Below are 12,328 nucleotides of genomic sequence, written 5' to 3'. Positions count from 1 at the left end.
ACTCTATTGTAAAATTCATGTAGGATCATAAAGAGTCTCTCGCAAAAACTCAAGGAGACTTACAAGTTTTTCTGCTAGACGACATGTTCTTCGGGTGACCTTAAAACGAACTCCATCGCATGGATTTCTTTTATCTCTTCTGCCAAAGCTTTATGAACCATTTGATGCCGCTCTACCCTATTTTTTCCAGAAAAGAAGGAAGACACCAGGATCACCTTGAAATGCGTTTCTCCCTTAGGGCTATACCCCGTATGTCCTTTATGAAGAGAAGACAAATCTTGAACCTCACAAGACACAGGCGTAAAGATTTTCTCTAGTTTTTCCTGGATCTTCTTTTTTAAGCTCATTTCTGACTCAATTGTTGATACAACCCCACACACAAAATGGCAGCAGTCTCTGCTCTTAAAACCAGGGGTCCAAGGCTGAAGAATTTCACAAAAGACTGGTGCGACAAAAGAGCCACCTCTTCTGGCGAAAATCCACCCTCAGGCCCCACCAAGAACGCCGCCTCTTTGTTTTTTTCGAGCACATCCGCCAAGGAATTTGTCTCTGACGCTCTTTCTAACGCCACATATAAAGGTCTGTCATAGGGCCAACTTTTCAACATCTGGGCTAACTTTTCGAGAGGATGGATGAGGGGGATAGACAGCCGCTCACACTGTTCTGCCGCCTCCCTGCTTTGCTTTAAGACTTTTTCCGGGTTAAAGACAGGGAGATTGGTATGGTTCATGTCAACGGGCATAAGATGGGTCACCCCCAATTCTGTCGCCTTTTCGATCAAAAAATCTTGTCGATGCTTTTTAAGGGGCGAAAAGGCCAAGGAGAGAGAGGAGCTTTTCTCTTGAGGCCTTACCTGCTCTAGACACCTAGCAGAAATCTGTTTTTTAGAAACACTGGTTAAAACCGCCAACCACTCCCCTGCCATCCCATTAAACAAAAGAACCTGGTCGCCTGCTTTTTTCCGCAGAACCGTCAAAAGGTGATGGCTTTGGTCGGGTGTCAAAAGAACCATGTGCTGGGGAGTCAACCGTTCTGGCACATACAGCCGCGTCAATTTTTTTTGATGACTTTCTTTCATGAAATCCTTATACGATGAAGATCTTTAAAAAACTATAAACAGGAACTGCATGAACAGCAATTTAAAATCTTATGCGCCTTCGCTGACCGTGTTTGAAACGATCAAAGCTTACGGGCGCTTGATGCGCCTTCACCTCCCCCTCATCACCCCTTTATATTTGTGCCCTGCGTTATGGGCGTCAAGCCTCGCCTCTCCCCACGTTTCCCCCCAAATTTTGATTGTATTTCTGCTAGGGTCTGTGCTGATACGAGGCGCCGGCTGCACCATCAATGATCTGGTTGATCACGACATTGATCGACACGTGCGGCGCACCAAGGAGCGTCCCATTGCCGCCGGGCTCATTTCTAAGCGTCAAGCCTTGGTTTTTGCGATCTGTCAATTTCTTTTGGCGCTGGGGCTGTTGCTTACCCTGAATAAGACGACCATTCTTTTGGGAAGCTTAATCGTTGTACCTATTTTCATTTATCCGTTTCTTAAAAGATTTACCTATTGGCCCCAAATTTTTCTCGGCATGATTGTCAATTGGGGATGCTTGATGGGCTGGACCTCTGTGACCAACACTTTGGCCCTACCCGCCCTGGTGCTTTATGTTGCCTGCCTGTTCTGGACAATCGGATATGATACAGTCTATGCCTTCCAAGACTATGAAGACGATCAAAGGCTCGGCCTAAAGTCTTCAGCGCTGAAGGTGGGGCTCCAAAAAGGCGTTTTCTTTGTCAGACTGTGTTACGTCCTGTTTTTTTCTGGTCTCTTGGGGGTGGCCCTCTTCTTAAAAAATCCTATTTTTGGGTTTTCTCTAATCCCCTTGATCCCCCTGATTTTCTTAAAGTTAAAATACCTCTCTTTAAAAGACCCCTCTTCCTGTGGTGATTTTTTCCGATGGAATGGAAAGATGGGCTTTTTAATTTGGGCTGGCATTCTTCTCGCGAATTTTGTAAGGTGAGGGGGATGGTTTATAAAGCTGCTTATCTCTGTTTGTTGTGCCTTCTTCTCAGCCATTGCGGGAAAAGAGGCCCCCTTGAACGCCCAGAAGGATCCACCTTTCCCAGAACTTACCCCCCCTCTTCCGACGCATAGTCTTGCTGGATGTTGCCCACTCGCAACACATTTTCTTTTTATGGGAAAGGATGCTCTCGCGTCTCTTGTATTCTTTCTGAAAATGAGTTTTTATTAGAACTGAGAAAACTTTATTTTAGATTTTAGGAGTTAAACAATGAAAAATATATTAAGAAATGCTGGTTTCCTCGGCGCTTCTCTGATGGTTTTGGGTGCGTTCGCAGAAGGCCCAGCCGCCGGCCAGGGCCCCGTATTAAGCTTCGGTGGAAGCATTACAGGCGCAGGTGTTGGCGTTGATCAAAAGGTTCGCCTTCCTGGTAACCCACCTGCTGTCACCTTTATCTCTAAAGGTAACTTGGTGATGAATGTGGGGGGAGCTTCCCATAACAATATTGGGTATGGTGCTGTGGGTGTATTGAACTTTGATAGAGCCAAAAGCGTATCAGACCGTATTGATGAAGTGTATGTTTATCTGAACCATGACTGCATCGGAAACGTGAAGATTGGTGATACAGAAGGTGTGACAAGCACCATGATGTACACGGGTGACGACGTATTGGGCGGTCTTGGAGGCACCTCTGGTGACCTTGACAAACTTATCAACATGACACGTACTGTGGCTTTCCGTCCAACGATTGGAGATCCTGCTAACCCCAACGCGACGAAAATCGTGTGGATATCTCCAGAAGTCTATGGCTTCCAGATCGGGCTTGACTTTACCCCCAGCACGAAGCTTTATGGACGTCTAAACCGGGGCACGCAAAATAACGTTGGTCTTACAACTATAAGGAACGCTTCGATAGCTCCGTATTCTTATAACTTGCTTGCCGGCGGTCTCTCTTACAACAAAGCGTTCACTAGCTTTAACCTTGGTCTTTACCTTGTGGGACAAACTGGGAAATCGAAGAATGACAATATAGCCGCAACCACTGCTGCTGGCTCAGGGAATATCTTTAAGGATACAACGGGCTATCAAATCGGTACGTTACTTGACTACCAAAACTGGCAGTTTGCAGCGTCTTACTTTAACAACAACAGGTCACGTGTTCGGTCTAACAACCTAATCACAAGGGCAAACACGAATACAAGAGGTGTTAACGCGGCTGTGGGGTATGACTTCGCACGGAACGCAAACGTTGCTCTTGGGTACACCTATGCCGACCGCAAAACAGAAGGCGGAAGAGCGAAGGCTGATGTGACCATGTTGACCATGGACTACGTTGTCGCTCCCGGTTGGGTTGCCTTTGCTGAAGTTGACTACTTCGACTTGAGAGCTCCAGCCGCAGCTATTGCCGACGCCGGTACTAACCTGCTTCAAACTGGTGTAGACATCTATTCTGACTCCACAGTCTTGAACGCAAACAACCGTGGAACAGCTGTCATCCTTGGAACGAAGCTCCGCTTCTAATCCATCACCCTTTACACGGGTTTACAAAAAGGGGCTTTACAAGCCCCTTTTTCTTTTCTTTTTTCCTGAGAAGAAATATGAATTTCTACGGACTTCTATATATATCTTCCCCTTATCACCCTCGCGAAGGCGGGGGTCCAGGGAATAATGTCACACAAGGAAGCTGGAAACCTGCGCGGGAATGACCAAAGAAGAGCACGCGGAGAGAGATCGAATAAGTCCCTAATAAAACCCCACCGAAGGGTCCACGTCTCGCGCCCAGGCATCGATCCCCCCCTTGAGGCTATAGGCCTCATAGCCCTGCTCTCGCAGAAACAAAGCCACCTTAAGGCTACGCACCCCATGATGACAGACCACATAGAGGGGCCTCTCTAAGGGAAGCTCCGTTTGTCGGGCGATTAAATCGGAGAGAGGGATGTTTACCGCCCCTTTCAGAGACACTTTTTTAACTTCCCATGGCTCTCTCACATCCAACATAAAAAGATGGGGATCTTGTTGAAAAATCTCTGCAAGTTGTTGAGGACTTATCTCGATGGGATTCATTTAAAACTCGAACTTTTTAGGGTGGGAAAATTCTTTTAAAGGGTAATGCGGCATTTCAAAAAGAGGCTCCTTGTTAATCACTCTCTGCGTATCACGCCAAAAACGGGTCATCTGCCCGATGGGTGAATGGGGCGAGCCGGACGCTTCACACGCAAAAATACCCAAAGCCTCAGGAGTCAACTGATCGAAAAAGCAAGAAGGGATGGACTCAACCCCCCCCTCTATGACCACGAAATGAAAAGGACCCTGTCGCGCAAGCCCTTCCTTTAAGTTTCCTTGGCAGAGCACCACATTATCGATATGCAGAGCGCTCAATCCTGCTTGAGCCATAGAGGAGAATCGATCATCTGACTCCAAAAGAAAGACGGTGGACGCATAATAACTTAATAAAGCGGCCAGATAGCCTGTACTTCCCCCCACCACCATAATATTCTTTTCTGGCACGGGGGGCAGCAGGTGCTGCAGAAGCCGAGCCCCCATCAGGGGCATTATCCCCACCCGATCTGAGGAGATCGGGACAAAATCTTCCACGTACGCTTTATGAGTCTCTACAGGCGGCAGAAAAAAGCTGCGCGGGGTTTGCTCGAAACACCTCATCACAAAAGAGGAAAAATTGCCATGGGCGGCAATTTGGCGCGACAGAACATAGTGATGTCGAATATCAAAGGACAACACGATCTATCCTGCCGAGTGTAAGAACGCTTAGCCGTTTCTCCATTTATCCCCCTCCTCTCGGCTTATTCTATCCTCCCTTCATAAAAACTCAAGATAAACCACCTTGACGCCCTTAGAAAAATATGACTTTATTAGGCTTTAGTGCGATGGCCGGGTGGCAGAGTGGTGATGCAGAGGACTGCAAATCCTTGTACGCTGGTTCGATTCCGGTCCCGGCCTCCAAAAAGCGCTGGATTTCTCTTGGTTAATTTGATAAAACCAGGACACGGTATTCCCCGATAGCTCAGTCGGTAGAGCAAATGACTGTTAATCATTGGGTCACTGGTTCGAGTCCAGTTCGGGGAGCCATTTTCCGAGTCATCTTCTTACTTTGACGTGTATCGCCAGAAAACGACCCGCCTGTTCCAACTCTGCGCGGCTGTTATACTGAAGATATATGTCCATTGCTTCTTGAAATGAAGTAACCCCTGGCAACACCTTTTCGTAGCCTTCAATTTCCAAATATTCTTCCAGGGTAGGATATGATTTTACCTTTATAACTTCAGTCATAAAACTTTGGTCATTGAAATAAAACTCTAATAGATCTCCAGGCTGGAGCTGAGCATATTTATCAGAGTAGTTTCTCCCCTCAATCGTTTTTATCCCAGCTCTAATTTTACTGAACCATGGTTCTTGACAATGTATGCGCAGCAAGTCTCCTCCTGAGTCAGATTGAGTGAGGTATTTTTTGGGGCATATTAGCATGGCTGTTCTAAAAAGTCTCCCCCCTTGATCTTACACACCATTCCCCTTTAAGATTAAGCCTGTCTGGTTATTTGCAAGAAAAGGATTGATACAGATGTCTTGTTCTAAAAAAATCTTCATCTACTTAACCCCCAAAGCCGCCCAAGAAAAAATAGGAGGCATGCTGGAAAAAGAGGGCAAACTCTATATCCGCGTCTCGGTAAAAGCACCGCCCAAAGAAGGGGAGGCAAACGCGGCCTTGATCTCTTTTTTATCCAAAACCTGGGGCATGCCCAAATCCCACATCCAGCTGCTGAGTGGAGCTCAGAGTCGTTATAAAACTTTGCTGGTGCAAGATCTGAAAGGAAAAATCACCCTCCCTTCTCAGCAGACTAGCTTAGAAATCTAACACCTCCTCCCCCAACGCTCCTACAAAAAACATTGGGGCTGTCCCAGATAACGTAGAAATATGTTATAGAGGACGGGATGGGGCAAACCATCACCACATGAGCCTTAACGATGTATTTTTTGGCATAATATGACTGAACAACGAGAAAATCTTATTTTCTATGAGAAGGTTTTTTTCTATTTGTTTTTTTCTTATGTTTGGAGCAGTTACTTTTTTTTTTCGTTGATTCAAAAGGTTTGGATGAAAGATCTTTAACATATTCCCCTGCTAATTCTTCTAACGACATGCCTGTGTATGCCCTACCATTAGAGTCAGTTTTAAAAGGAGCCGGTTCCGGATTCGAATGCTTCCACAACCCTAAAAAACCAAAGAAAGAGGTTGGTGTCGCAGGATGAGAAATTCTTGCTGCTTCAATTTGTTCTGGCTTGGGAACGCGCGCAGAGCGAGGAGGAAAGGAATCTCCTGCTATTTCCACACACGGAGCAGAGATTAAGTTTAAATTAAAGAAAATAGATAATAAAAATAAAACAATTTTCATAATTTCACCCATTCGTTAAGAGTATAAAGATGTTTTTCACTTATATGCGTTCCATTATTGTGTTGACTCACAACGTCAGCCTCCCAGCCATTCGTATGAACCCCACACACCATGCTATGAAAGCTGGTGTTAGTTGTTCCTAAGTCGCATACAGCACTTCCACTTTGTCCTGCAGTTGTATCTATATCGTAGAACATTCTCCCGTCTCTTATACCCCGTAAAAACCCTTCCATCGTATACATTTTTCCCTTTTTTTCTCCAGGATATCCCGTGATTCTTAAGCTAAGGCTTTCTCTAACACCCTCTGAAAGAGATTTTACTCCAAAATGTCCTAAAGCATTCCCCGGATACGTGTCAAGTAAGGTACTCGTATAATCAAGATTTAAGAGCTTCCCTACCCTTAACAAGGCTATATCTTTTGTATAATCTTGAGTGTTTTCAATATAACCTTTAGGGATTATTATTTTGTCTCCTCGCGCAGCCCCAAAAGGAACATTCTTTCCCTGTTTAGCCGGAAAGAATGTGACAAAATCGGGAACCAAATGTAACGGGCCTTCTCTAGTGGTCACAACACTATAAAAATTATGGGCTGCAGTTAAAACATACTTATCCCCAATTAAAGTTCCAGATCCAAAACCACGACTAACAATTTTACCACGCAGTAGATACTCCATCTGAAGTTCTCCATGAACACACCATGGAAAAGTATCCTCACCATTAACAATACTTCTTCTGTCTTGGTAGAAAGGCCACCATTTTTTCTTTTTTAGAGATTCTTTAAAAAAGTTCTCGTTTTTTCTCTTGTCTGCACTCCACAAGGAAATTCCTGCTCCTATTGCCGCACCAACAAAAACATTCCTATACTTCCTTAAGAAAAATTCATCTTCCCAAGAGGCGATCGGATTAATGTAATCAACAGAATCTGAAGCAAACCCAATGGCCGCTCCGACGGCAACATTTCTCCAGAAATTTTTGGTGAACGGAGTTTTAAATGTCTTCCATGCTCCAGCTGACTGACTATCGTTTTCTTTTTTCTCATATGATTCTCTCAATAGACCTAGATTGTGTCCGTGACCTCCAAGATCGTACGTACAGGTATCTCCAATGTTATATGTACTGCCTGGAATTTCATCATTGAAGCTTTTTAATACATCTCCAACGTTACGAGCAAAGTTCTGTTTGCCATCCCTATCACCATGAGGCCCGGCAAAAGCCGATTCTAAAGATGAACCGTTATATAGTCGCCGCTCTTTCTTATCATAATAAACTCGTAAATCTGCGGAATCCATGAGATAGTTTTGAGAAGATATTCTGTTTCCAGGATCAAACTCTTCTATTGTTGCTGCGTGACCACAAAGAACTAGGCTCCCAACAACAAATAAACCTAAAATGATACTACTTTTCATTGACGCTATTCTCAATAATCCCCTCCTCTGACAAGTCTATACAAAACTCAAGAATAATAACAGTTGAAATTGTTCTTCTTTTTCTATTTAGATAAGGGCTAAAAACTCTCAATTATATTAGGGGCTGTCCCAGATAATCAATTAAAGTCATTATAAACCCATTGGTTTATCTGGGTTAATTGATTATCTAGGACAGCCCCAAACTCAAAAAAACATTTTTTCATTTTATACTCCCTCCTCTTCGTTTATATTCCTTTTATAAGCAAACAAAGTCGCAGCAAAAATGACTCAACACTATTGGCTTTTAAAATCGGAACCCAGCACCTGGTCGTGGTCACAGCAACTTCGAGGGCAAACAGACTGGACAGGCATCAGAAACTATCAAGCCCGCAACTTTATGAAGCAAATGAAGAGGGGCGATTTAGCCTTTTTTTATCACTCCAATGAGGGCAAAGAAATTGTGGGTATCGTCAAAGTTGCTCAACCCTATTACCCTGACCCCACCGATGACTCAGGCAAGTTTGGATGTGTGGATGTGTCTGCTGTACGGCCTCTCAAAACACCAGTGACGTTAGCCCAAATCAAATCAACCCCTGCCCTTAAAAACATGGCCCTCATCCGCCAATCTCGACTCTCCGTGATGCCCGTCACAAAAGAAGAATGGGATATCATTCTTGAATTGGGAAAGAATTAAGATGATCCAAGAGGCGCTTTTCACACCTGACATTTGGTTAATGGGACTCGGCACCGTGCTGATTGCTCTTTTGGTCACCCGTCTTATGATCCGTATTGGCATTGTGGATATTCCCAGCCGACGGTCTTCCCATAAATCCGCCACCCCTAAAAGCGGGGGGATGGGGATTATTGTGGGATTCTTTTCGGCCATGTCTTTTTTGTATGTCGTGGGAAAACTTGGCCACATTTCTCCCGAAAAACTCATTTTATTAGGCATAGGATCCTTCCTAACTATCTTGGTCTCTCTTTATGACGATATAAAACGGCTGTCTTCTAGTCAGAAATTTTTGATCCAATTGATCACCGCTTTGTTTGTCATCAGTACGGGACTCACACTCCATCTGCTGCCCCTCCCTTTCATTGGTATCCTTAATCTCGGGGCGTTAGGAAGTGTGCTGACCGTATTCTGGATTATCTTCTTTATGAACGTATTTAACTTTATGGACGGCTTAAATGGCCTGGCCAGTGGCGTTTCCTTGGTAGCCTCCTTTTTCTGTAGCCTGATTGGAATCCTTTTGGGAGAAAAAGCCCTTTTCTATGTCAGCTTGAGTCTTGGGTTTTCAACTCTCGGATTCTTTGTGTTCAACTTCCCCAAAGCCAAGATTTTTATGGGGGATGTGGGGAGCCAGTTTATAGGGCTCATATGGGCAGTAATGCTGTTGGTCCCCAGTCAAGAAACCCACCTCGCCCACATGACGTTGTCCGTTTATACTGTCCCTCTTCTTTTCTTTTCTTTTATTTACGATGTAAGCGCCACGGTTCTTCGTCGTATTTGGCGCCGTGAGCCCTTCTGGCTTGCCCATCGTACCCATCTTTTTCAGCTTTTAAACCGCTTGGGATATAGTCATGCGCAAGTCACTTGTTTTCATTTAGGGATGGCTGTGATACAAGGAATCGGAGCGATTGGTATGCAGTATATACAACCAACCAATCAAGTTTTACTTTTCTTGCCTTATTTTTTATTAATGGCAAGTTATCATTATTGGATCGTTCGTGCCGTCCGACGCAAATTTGCCCTGGCCCGACGTTCTAGGAAAAAACAGAAATGAAAACCCGCTTTGCCCCCAGTCCCACCGGCTATATCCATGTGGGGAATTGCCGCACCCTTCTGGTGAATTGGCTTTTTACCCGCGCTCAGAAGGGAATCTTTCTGCTGCGCCTAGACGATACAGACCTTGAAAGAAGCGAAAAGAAATACGAACGGGCGCTGCTGGAAGACCTCGCTTGGCTGGGGCTTGATTACGACGACTACATAAAACAGTCTGATCGCATGGCCCGTTATGCCGAGGTTGCCGACATTTTGAAAAAAGAAGGCCATCTTTATCCCTGCTATGAAACCTCCGAAGAACTCGAGTTCAAACGCAAACGTCAAGCAGCCCAGGGGTTACCCCCTCTCTATGACCGAGCCGCTTTAACCTTGACAGGCCCACAAAGGCAGGCCTACGAAAAAGAAGGCAGAAAACCCCATTGGCGCTTCTTGATAAAAGACGAAGCTATCGAATGGAATGACATGGTCCGCGGCCCTCTCCATTTCGAGGGCAGAAATCTCAGCGACCCGGTACTCATTCGTGAGGATGGGGTTGTTTTGTATACCTTTGCGTCTGTAGTGGATGATATGGACACAAAGATCACGCACATCATTCGAGGCGAAGATCATCTGACGAATACAGCCGTTCAGGTACAGGTATGGGAGGCCTTGGGGCTACCCAAAAACACGCTGACCTTTGGGCATCTCTCTCTGTTACAAGGTGCGGAAGGCAGCCAACTATCAAAGCGACTCGGGACAGAAAGCATTCGCGATTTCCGCGAGAAGGGCATTTTGCCCATGGCCATTAACAGCTTACTTGCCAAGATTGGGACGTCCGATTCTGTGCAGCCAGTCCAAACTCTGGACGAACTGATGACCACCTTTGACATTAAGAAATTCTCGCGAGCAACCCCTAAATTTTCCACGGATGAGTTGCAGACCCTCAACGAGAAACTCATCCACCATATGTCGTATGAAGAGGCTTTAAAACAAAGTCACTTTCCCCATTTGGACAAATCTTTTTGGGAAGCGGTGCGACCCAACCTGAAGACTTTATCTGATCTTTCCGACTGGTGGTTTGTCTGCCGTGGCCAAGTTGAAACGCGCATTTCCCCAGAAGACGTGGCCTTCATCACACACGCCAAAGATAGGTTGCCTGTCGGTCCTTGGACAGAGAATCCGTGGGAAGGCTGGAAAACCCTTCTGCAGCAAACGACGGATCGAAAAGGGAAGTCTTTGTTCCAACCCTTGCGCCAAGCCTTAACAGGTCAAGAGCATGGTCCTGAACTGAAGACCATCCTGTGGCTCATGGGCCCGGACATCGCCCATGAACGGCTCAGAGGCGCCCTCAAATGACGCTCACGCTTTATAATACCTTAACGCGTGAGCGAAAGCCTTTTGTTCCCCTAGACCCTCATCATGTGCGGTTTTATGTGTGCGGCCCCACCGTGTATGACCGCGCTCACATTGGAAACGCCAGATGCTATGTGGTTTTTGATATTCTGTTTCGCATTCTACAACACCTGTATCCCCAAGTGACCTACGCTCGGAATATCACCGACATCGATGATAAGATTATCAAAGCGGCAGCAGAGAATAATGTCTCCATCAGCAACCTCACCACGAAAACAACCACTTATTTTCATGAGGATATGGATGCCTTGGGTATCCTGCGCCCCACCCTCACCGCCTGGGCGACAGACCATATCCCCGAGATGCAACGGATGATGCAAACATTGATTGATGAAGGGTTTGCCTATGTGGCATCCGAACATGTGCTCTTTGATGTGGCCAAGAACCTGTCCTACGGCAAACTCTCACGCCTCAAGTTAGACGATCAGATTGCCGGCGCCCGCGTCGAAGTGGCTCCCTACAAAAAAAATCCCCAAGATTTCGTTTTGTGGAAACCCTCCACCCCTGAGCAACCTGGATGGGAGAGTCCCTGGGGACGCGGCCGTCCTGGCTGGCACATCGAATGCTCCGCTATGGCTGAAAAGCACCTCGGCATCACCTTCGATATCCATGGGGGCGGGATTGACCTTATTTTCCCCCACCACGAAAACGAAATTGCCCAAAGTGAGTGTGCCCACCATGGCGCCCCTTTGGCAAAAGTGTGGATGCACAACGGGCATCTCATCGTCAATGGCGAAAAGATGTCCAAATCTCTTGGAAATTTTTTTACCGTCAAAGATCTCTTGGCCCAGGTGTCTGGAGAAGTCATCCGCCTTACCTTGTTGTCGGCTCACTATCGTCAGCCCCTCGATTGGCGAGACGAGACCATCACCCAAAGCAAAAATATTTTAGATCGGTTTTACACAGCGCTCGAAGGATGTGATGACGCTCCTCCTGATACAGAAATCCCCCTCTCTATTCTAGAGGCTTTGAAGGATGATTTGAATGTCCCCGAAGCGTTCACGGTCTTACACGCCCTTGTGTCTCAGATTCATAAAACAACTGACCAGACAGAAAAAAAACAACTCCAGCGCCAGCTGAAAGCGGGCGGCCAGCTCATGGGCTTCTTTGGTCAGAGTTCTGCAGAGTGGTTCCAGGGTCAAGGTCACACCCAGGGATTGTCGAATGCCGAAATTGACACTCTCATCCAAAAACGGGTCAACGCCCGGCTCGCCAAAGATTTTGTGACCAGCGATCAGATTCGACAACAGCTTGAGAAATCTGGTATCCTTTTGGAAGACAGTTCCAAAGGAACAACCTGGAAGCGAAAGTAAGATC

Annotated in this window: 14 protein-coding genes and 2 tRNA genes; 9 read left to right on the top strand and 7 right to left on the bottom strand. The window is 46.0% G+C overall.

The genetic code is table 11. The features are described from left to right. Positions 1 to 74 precede the first annotated feature (74 nt). Positions 75 to 347: a hypothetical protein gene (locus tag A2621_01540; GenBank protein ID OFW89581.1), complete on the bottom strand. Its 273-nt coding sequence runs from the start codon at positions 345 to 347 to the stop codon at positions 75 to 77. Then, positions 344 to 1,078 (bottom strand): hypothetical protein, encoded by a 735-nt coding sequence (locus tag A2621_01535; GenBank protein OFW89580.1) that lies wholly within the window; start codon positions 1,076 to 1,078, stop codon positions 344 to 346. The genes A2621_01540 and A2621_01535 overlap by 4 nt, the downstream gene beginning before the upstream one ends. Positions 1,079 to 1,199: 121 nt before the next feature. Here A2621_01535 and A2621_01530 point away from each other — a divergent pair, with 121 nt between their 5' ends. Next, complete coding sequence (locus tag A2621_01530; GenBank protein OFW90109.1) at positions 1,200 to 2,021, top strand: hypothetical protein; 822 nt, start codon at positions 1,200 to 1,202, stop codon at positions 2,019 to 2,021. A gap of 270 nt (positions 2,022 to 2,291) precedes the next feature. Then, positions 2,292 to 3,542 (top strand): hypothetical protein, encoded by a 1,251-nt coding sequence (locus A2621_01525; GenBank protein OFW89579.1) that lies wholly within the window; start codon positions 2,292 to 2,294, stop codon positions 3,540 to 3,542. Positions 3,543 to 3,764: 222 nt separating this feature from the next. On the opposite strand, the gene A2621_01520 is transcribed toward A2621_01525, so the two are convergent. After that, positions 3,765 to 4,076, bottom strand: coding sequence for a hypothetical protein (locus A2621_01520; GenBank protein OFW90108.1), 312 nt, complete (start codon positions 4,074 to 4,076; stop codon positions 3,765 to 3,767). A gap of 9 nt (positions 4,077 to 4,085) precedes the next feature. Beyond that, on the bottom strand, positions 4,086 to 4,760 hold the full coding sequence (locus A2621_01515; protein OFW89578.1) for a hypothetical protein: 675 nt from the start codon (positions 4,758 to 4,760) through the stop codon (positions 4,086 to 4,088). Between the two features lie 148 nt (positions 4,761 to 4,908). On the opposite strand from A2621_01515, the gene A2621_01510 reads away from it, so the two are divergent. Both A2621_01510 and A2621_01505 read left to right on the top strand, forming a co-directional pair. Beyond that, positions 4,909 to 4,982, top strand: a tRNA-Cys gene (locus tag A2621_01510). 50 nt (positions 4,983 to 5,032) lie between these two features. Continuing rightward, positions 5,033 to 5,108: transfer RNA gene (locus A2621_01505), tRNA-Asn, on the top strand. A 9-nt stretch (positions 5,109 to 5,117) separates the two neighbouring features. Here the strand turns inward: A2621_01505 and A2621_01500 are convergent. Then, positions 5,118 to 5,504, bottom strand: a complete 387-nt coding sequence (locus A2621_01500) for a hypothetical protein (protein ID OFW89577.1) — start codon at positions 5,502 to 5,504, stop codon at positions 5,118 to 5,120. Between the two features lie 94 nt (positions 5,505 to 5,598). Here A2621_01500 and A2621_01495 point away from each other — a divergent pair, with 94 nt between their 5' ends. After that, entirely contained in the window at positions 5,599 to 5,892 is a 294-nt protein-coding gene (locus tag A2621_01495; protein ID OFW89576.1) for a hypothetical protein, read from the top strand. A 151-nt stretch (positions 5,893 to 6,043) separates the two neighbouring features. On the opposite strand, the gene A2621_01490 is transcribed toward A2621_01495, so the two are convergent. Beyond that, positions 6,044 to 6,442, bottom strand: coding sequence for a hypothetical protein (locus A2621_01490; GenBank protein OFW89575.1), 399 nt, complete (start codon positions 6,440 to 6,442; stop codon positions 6,044 to 6,046). After that, positions 6,427 to 7,836, bottom strand: coding sequence for a hypothetical protein (locus tag A2621_01485; protein OFW89574.1), 1,410 nt, complete (start codon positions 7,834 to 7,836; stop codon positions 6,427 to 6,429). Before A2621_01485 ends, A2621_01490 begins: the two co-directional genes overlap by 16 nt. Positions 7,837 to 8,119: 283 nt before the next feature. Between A2621_01485 and A2621_01480 the strand changes: the two genes are divergently transcribed. The 4 genes from A2621_01480 to A2621_01465 are packed head-to-tail and all read left to right on the top strand — an operon-like array spanning position 8,120 to position 12,324. Further along, complete coding sequence (locus A2621_01480; protein OFW89573.1) at positions 8,120 to 8,530, top strand: ubiquinol-cytochrome C reductase; 411 nt, start codon at positions 8,120 to 8,122, stop codon at positions 8,528 to 8,530. 1 nt (position 8,531) lies between these two features. Then, a complete protein-coding gene (locus A2621_01475; GenBank protein ID OFW89572.1) occupies positions 8,532 to 9,620 on the top strand; it encodes a hypothetical protein in 1,089 nt (362 codons plus the stop codon). Beyond that, the gene (locus A2621_01470) at positions 9,617 to 10,954 is read left to right on the top strand and encodes a glutamate--tRNA ligase (protein OFW89571.1); all 1,338 of its coding nucleotides are present in this window, start codon (positions 9,617 to 9,619) and stop codon (positions 10,952 to 10,954) included. Before A2621_01475 ends, A2621_01470 begins: the two co-directional genes overlap by 4 nt. Next, a complete protein-coding gene (locus A2621_01465; GenBank protein OFW89570.1) occupies positions 10,951 to 12,324 on the top strand; it encodes a cysteine--tRNA ligase in 1,374 nt (457 codons plus the stop codon). Before A2621_01470 ends, A2621_01465 begins: the two co-directional genes overlap by 4 nt. Positions 12,325 to 12,328: the final 4 nt, after the last annotated feature.

The organism is Alphaproteobacteria bacterium RIFCSPHIGHO2_01_FULL_41_14 (assembly GCA_001767855.1).
In the GTDB taxonomy this organism is placed as follows: domain Bacteria; phylum Pseudomonadota; class Alphaproteobacteria; order UBA7879; family UBA5542; genus 2-01-FULL-41-14.
The sequence above is the reverse complement of the archived record's forward strand: the minus strand, read 5'-3'. Positions and strand labels throughout refer to the sequence as shown.

Excerpts from the sequence above, each read along its gene's own strand:
- A2621_01540 (OFW89581.1), bottom strand. The coding sequence starts at position 347 with ATGAGCTTAAAAAAGAAGATCCAGGAAAAACTAGAGAAAATCTTTACG.
- A2621_01535 (OFW89580.1), bottom strand. The coding sequence starts at position 1,078 with ATGAAAGAAAGTCATCAAAAAAAATTGACGCGGCTGTATGTGCCAGAA.
- A2621_01530 (OFW90109.1), top strand. The coding sequence starts at position 1,200 with ATGCGCCTTCACCTCCCCCTCATCACCCCTTTATATTTGTGCCCTGCG.
- A2621_01525 (OFW89579.1), top strand. The coding sequence starts at position 2,292 with ATGAAAAATATATTAAGAAATGCTGGTTTCCTCGGCGCTTCTCTGATG.
- A2621_01500 (OFW89577.1), bottom strand. The coding sequence starts at position 5,504 with ATGCTAATATGCCCCAAAAAATACCTCACTCAATCTGACTCAGGAGGA.
- A2621_01495 (OFW89576.1), top strand. The coding sequence starts at position 5,599 with ATGTCTTGTTCTAAAAAAATCTTCATCTACTTAACCCCCAAAGCCGCC.
- A2621_01490 (OFW89575.1), bottom strand. The coding sequence starts at position 6,442 with ATGGGTGAAATTATGAAAATTGTTTTATTTTTATTATCTATTTTCTTT.
- A2621_01485 (OFW89574.1), bottom strand. The coding sequence starts at position 7,836 with ATGAAAAGTAGTATCATTTTAGGTTTATTTGTTGTTGGGAGCCTAGTT.
- A2621_01480 (OFW89573.1), top strand. The coding sequence starts at position 8,120 with ATGACTCAACACTATTGGCTTTTAAAATCGGAACCCAGCACCTGGTCG.
- A2621_01475 (OFW89572.1), top strand. The coding sequence starts at position 8,532 with ATGATCCAAGAGGCGCTTTTCACACCTGACATTTGGTTAATGGGACTC.
- A2621_01470 (OFW89571.1), top strand. The coding sequence starts at position 9,617 with ATGAAAACCCGCTTTGCCCCCAGTCCCACCGGCTATATCCATGTGGGG.
- A2621_01465 (OFW89570.1), top strand. The coding sequence starts at position 10,951 with ATGACGCTCACGCTTTATAATACCTTAACGCGTGAGCGAAAGCCTTTT.